Here is a 5018-nt window from a genome sequence, read left to right as displayed (position 1 = left end):
TTTGGTGGAAAGTTTTTCGGCTTGGGATGGGCTCGCGGCCTATCAGCTTGTTGGTGGGGTGATGGCCTACCAAGGCGATGACGGGTAGCCGGCCTGAGAGGGCGACCGGCCACACTGGGACTGAGACACGGCCCAGACTCCTACGGGAGGCAGCAGTGGGGAATATTGCACAATGGGCGGAAGCCTGATGCAGCGACGCCGCGTGAGGGATGACGGCCTTCGGGTTGTAAACCTCTTTCAGCAGGGACGAAGCGAGAGTGACGGTACCTGCAGAAGAAGCACCGGCCAACTACGTGCCAGCAGCCGCGGTAAGACGTAGGGTGCGAGCGTTGTCCGGATTTATTGGGCGTAAAGAGCTCGTAGGCGGCTTGTCGCGTCGACTGTGAAAACCCGCAGCTCAACTGCGGGCCTGCAGTCGATACGGGCAGGCTAGAGTTCGGTAGGGGAGACTGGAATTCCTGGTGTAGCGGTGAAATGCGCAGATATCAGGAGGAACACCGATGGCGAAGGCAGGTCTCTGGGCCGATACTGACGCTGAGGAGCGAAAGCGTGGGGAGCGAACAGGATTAGATACCCTGGTAGTCCACGCTGTAAACGTTGGGCGCTAGGTGTGGGGGGCCTCTCCGGTTTCCTGTGCCGCAGCTAACGCATTAAGCGCCCCGCCTGGGGAGTACGGCCGCAAGGCTAAAACTCAAAGGAATTGACGGGGGCCCGCACAAGCGGCGGAGCATGCGGATTAATTCGATGCAACGCGAAGAACCTTACCTGGGTTTGACATGGCCGCAAAACTGTCAGAGATGGCAGGTCCTTCGGGGGCGGTCACAGGTGGTGCATGGCTGTCGTCAGCTCGTGTCGTGAGATGTTGGGTTAAGTCCCGCAACGAGCGCAACCCTCGTTCGATGTTGCCAGCGCGTTATGGCGGGGACTCATCGAAGACTGCCGGGGTCAACTCGGAGGAAGGTGGGGATGACGTCAAGTCATCATGCCCCTTATGTCCAGGGCTTCACGCATGCTACAATGGCCGGTACAATGGGCTGCGATACCGTGAGGTGGAGCGAATCCCAAAAAGCCGGTCTCAGTTCGGATCGGGGTCTGCAACTCGACCCCGTGAAGTCGGAGTCGCTAGTAATCGCAGATCAGCAACGCTGCGGTGAATACGTTCCCGGGCCTTGTACACACCGCCCGTCACGTCACGAAAGTCGGCAACACCCGAAGCCGGTGGCCCAACCCCTTGTGGGAGGGAGCCGTCGAAGGTGGGGCTGGCGATTGGGACGAAGTCGTAACAAGGTAGCCGTACCGGAAGGTGCGGCTGGATCACCTCCTTTCTAAGGAGCACCTTCACCTGAAAGGGTGCAAGGAGCCCGCGACCTGCGAATGTTGGGTCGGGGTGCTCAAATGGCGGAGACACTGGTGAGTTTTCTGCCGGCAACGGCCGGGACGCCTAGTACAGCTGCTCTTCGGGGTGGTGGGAACGGATGGTCTCTGGTGCGGCTGGGAGATGGCGTAGAGCACCCTGTTGGGTCCTGAAAGAACAACCATGGGTTGTTTCTTTCGGAAAGCCTGTTGTGGAGCGTGAGCGCTTCATGGGCTGCCAGGCATGGCCTGGTTCCACATACCGCCGGCCGTTGGTCCGGGTTTGGTGTGGGGCTGATGGGTTGTGGGTTGGTCGTTTGTTGAGAATTGCACAGTGGACGCGAGCATCTTTGTGGTCAAGTTGTCAAGGGCGAACGGTGAATGCCTTGGCACCAGGAGCCGATGAAGGACGTGGGAGGCCGCGATAGGCCTGGGGGAGCTGTCAACCAAGCTGTGATCCCAGGGTGTCCGAATGGGGAAACCTGGCTGGAGTCATGTCCAGTCACCCACACCTGAACACATAGGGTGTGTGGAGGGAACGCGGGGAAGTGAAACATCTCAGTACCCGTAGGAAGAGAAAACAATTTAGTGATTCCGCGAGTAGTGGCGAGCGAAAGCGGATTGAGGCTAAACCGGCTGCGTGTGATACCTGTCAGGGGTTGCGTGGTCGGGGTTGTGGGACCCTACTGAACAAGCTGACACTTGTTCGAGAAGTTACAAAGTTAGTGGCTAGTCGAACAGTCTGGAATGGCTGACCGTAGACGGTGAAAGTCCGGTAGGTGAAAGTTGCTGACCTTCTGTGGGTGTTCCCGAGTAGCGGCGGACCCCTGAAATCTGCCGTGAATCTGCCAGGACCACCTGGTAAGCCTAAATACTTCCTGGTGACCGATAGCGGACGAGTACCGTGAGGGAATGGTGAAAAGTACCCCGGGAGGGGAGTGAAATAGTACCTGAAACCGTTCGCCTACAATCCGTCGGAGCCTTGCGGGGTGACGGCGTGCCTTTTGAAGAATGAGCCTGCGAGTTAGTGGCATGTGGCGAGGTTAACCCGTGTGGGGGAGCCGTAGCGAAAGCGAGTCTGAATAGGGCGATTCAGTCGCGTGTCCTAGACCCGAAGCGGAGTGATCTAGCCATGGGCAGGCTGAAGCGCGGGTAAGACCGCGTGGAGGGCCGAACCCACCAATGTTGAAAAATTGGGGGATGACCTGTGGTTAGGGGTGAAAGGCCAATCAAACTCCGTGATAGCTGGTTCTCCCCGAAATGCATTTAGGTGCAGCGTCGCGTGTTTCTTGCCGGAGGTAGAGCACTGGATGGTCTAGGGGGCCCACAAGCTTACCGAAATCAGCCAAACTCCGAATGCCGGTAAGTGAGAGCGCGGCAGTGAGACTGCGGGGGATAAGCTTCGTAGTCGAGAGGGAAACAGCCCAGATCACCAGCTAAGGCCCCTAAGCGTGTGCTAAGTGGAAAAGGATGTGGGGTCGCACAGACAACCAGGAGGTTGGCTTAGAAGCAGCCACCCTTTAAAGAGTGCGTAATAGCTCACTGGTCAAGTGGTTCCGCGCCGACAATGTAGCGGGGCTCAAGCACACCGCCGAAGCTGTGGCATTCACATTTTAACCTCGCTTGGACTTGATTCCTTGTGCAGGTGTGTGGATGGGTAGGGGAGCGTCGTGCCGCGAGTGAAGCAGCGGGGTGACCCAGTTGTGGACGCGGCACGAGTGAGAATGCAGGCATGAGTAGCGAAAGAAGGGTGAGAAACCCTTCCGCCGGATGACCAAGGGTTCCAGGGCCAGGCTAATCCGCCCTGGGTGAGTCGGGACCTAAGGCGAGGCCGAGAGGCGTAGTCGATGGACAACGGGTTGATATTCCCGTACCCGCGAAAGAGCGTCCCTGATGAACCTCGTTGTGCTAACCACCCAATCCATCCAAGACCTTCGGGTTGAGGGTGGGGAGCGTGGGAACCTGATGGGTAGTAGTCAAGCGATGGGGTGACGCAGGAAGGTAGCTGAGCCCGGCCGGTGGTTGTGCCGGGGTAAGCGTGTAGGCCGTGTTGTAGGCAAATCCGCAACACATGAAGGCTGAGACGTGATGCCGAGCCGATTCAGGTGAAGTCAGTGATCCTATGCTGCCGAGAAAAGCCTCTAGCGAGTTCTTAGCGGCCCGTACCCCAAACCGACACAGGTGGTCAGGTAGAGAATACCGAGGCGATCGGGCGAACTGTGGTTAAGGAACTCGGCAAATTGCCCCCGTAACTTAGGGAGAAGGGGGGCCGGAGACGTGAAGCCCCGCGCGGGTGGAGCGTTGTATGGCCGCAGAGAGCAGGGGGAAGCGACTGTTTACTAAAAACACAGGTCCATGCGAAGAAGTAATTCGATGTATATGGACTGACGCCTGCCCGGTGCTGGAACGTTAAGGGGACCTGTTAGCTCTTCGGGGCGAAGCGGAGAACTTAAGCGCCAGTAAACGGCGGTGGTAACTATAACCATCCTAAGGTAGCGAAATTCCTTGTCGGGTAAGTTCCGACCTGCACGAATGGCGTAACGACTTCCCCACTGTCTCAACCACAGGCCCGGCGAAATTGCAGTACGAGTAAAGATGCTCGTTACGCGCGGCAGGACGGAAAGACCCCGGGACCTTTACTATAGCTTGACATTGGTACTCGAATTAGCTTGTGTAGGATAGGTGGGAGCCGGTGAAGTCCATACGCCAGTATGGGTGGAGGCAATCTTGAAATACCACTCTGGTTGATTTGGGTCTCTAACTTCGGACCGTTATCCGGTTCAGGGACAGTGTCTGGTGGGTAGTTTAACTGGGGCGGTTGCCTCCTAAAAGGTAACGGAGGCGCCCAAAGGTTCCCTCAGCCTGGTTGGCAATCAGGTGTTGAGTGCAAGTACACAAGGGAGCTTGACTGTGAGACTGACAGGTCGAGCAGGGACGAAAGTCGGGACTAGTGATCCGGCACTTGCGAGTGGAAGCGGTGTCGCTCAACGGATAAAAGGTACCCCGGGGATAACAGGCTGATCTTCCCCAAGAGTCCATATCGACGGGATGGTTTGGCACCTCGATGTCGGCTCGTCGCATCCTGGGGCTGTAGCAGGTCCCAAGGGTTGGGCTGTTCGCCCATTAAAGCGGTACGCGAGCTGGGTTTAGAACGTCGTGAGACAGTTCGGTCCCTATCCGCCGTGCGCGTAGGATACTTGAGAAGGGCTGTCCCTAGTACGAGAGGACCGGGACGGACGAACCTCTGGTGTGCCAGTTGTCCCGCCAGGGGCACGGCTGGTTAGCTACGTTCGGAAGGGATAACCGCTGAAAGCATCTAAGCGGGAAGCCTGCTTCAAGATGAGGTATCCCACCCACTTTGTGGGGTAAGGCCCCCAGCTAGACGACTGGGTTGATAGGCCGGAAATGTAAGCCCGGTAACGGGTTCAGTTGACCGGTACTAATAGGCCGAGGACTTGACTACTAAGCTGCTACGCGTCCACTGTGCAACTCTCGATAAACGAACAACAGACCACTGTGTGGTGTTGTTTGACATGTCGATAGAGTTACGGCGGTCATGGCGGAGGGGAAACGCCCGGTCACATTCCGAACCCGGAAGCTAAGCCCTCCAGCGCCGATGGTACTGCACTCGTGAGGGTGTGGGAGAGTAGGACGCCGCCGGACAA

Annotated in this window: 3 rRNA genes; all 3 read left to right on the top strand. The window is 57.6% G+C overall.

Annotated elements, in window-relative coordinates:
• Positions 1-1325: ribosomal RNA gene (locus ACWD6N_RS37355) — 16S ribosomal RNA — on the top strand; the annotation flags it as partial.
• A gap of 382 nt (positions 1326-1707) precedes the next feature.
• Positions 1708-4816, top strand: a 23S ribosomal RNA gene (locus ACWD6N_RS37350).
• An 83-nt stretch (positions 4817-4899) separates the two neighbouring features.
• Positions 4900-5016 (top strand): 5S ribosomal RNA (gene rrf / locus ACWD6N_RS37345).
• Positions 5017-5018 lie beyond the last annotated feature (2 nt).

This window comes from Micromonospora sp. NPDC005163 (assembly GCF_053599835.1).
Note: the sequence above shows the minus strand (reverse complement) of the source record. Positions and strands in the feature narration are given on the sequence as shown.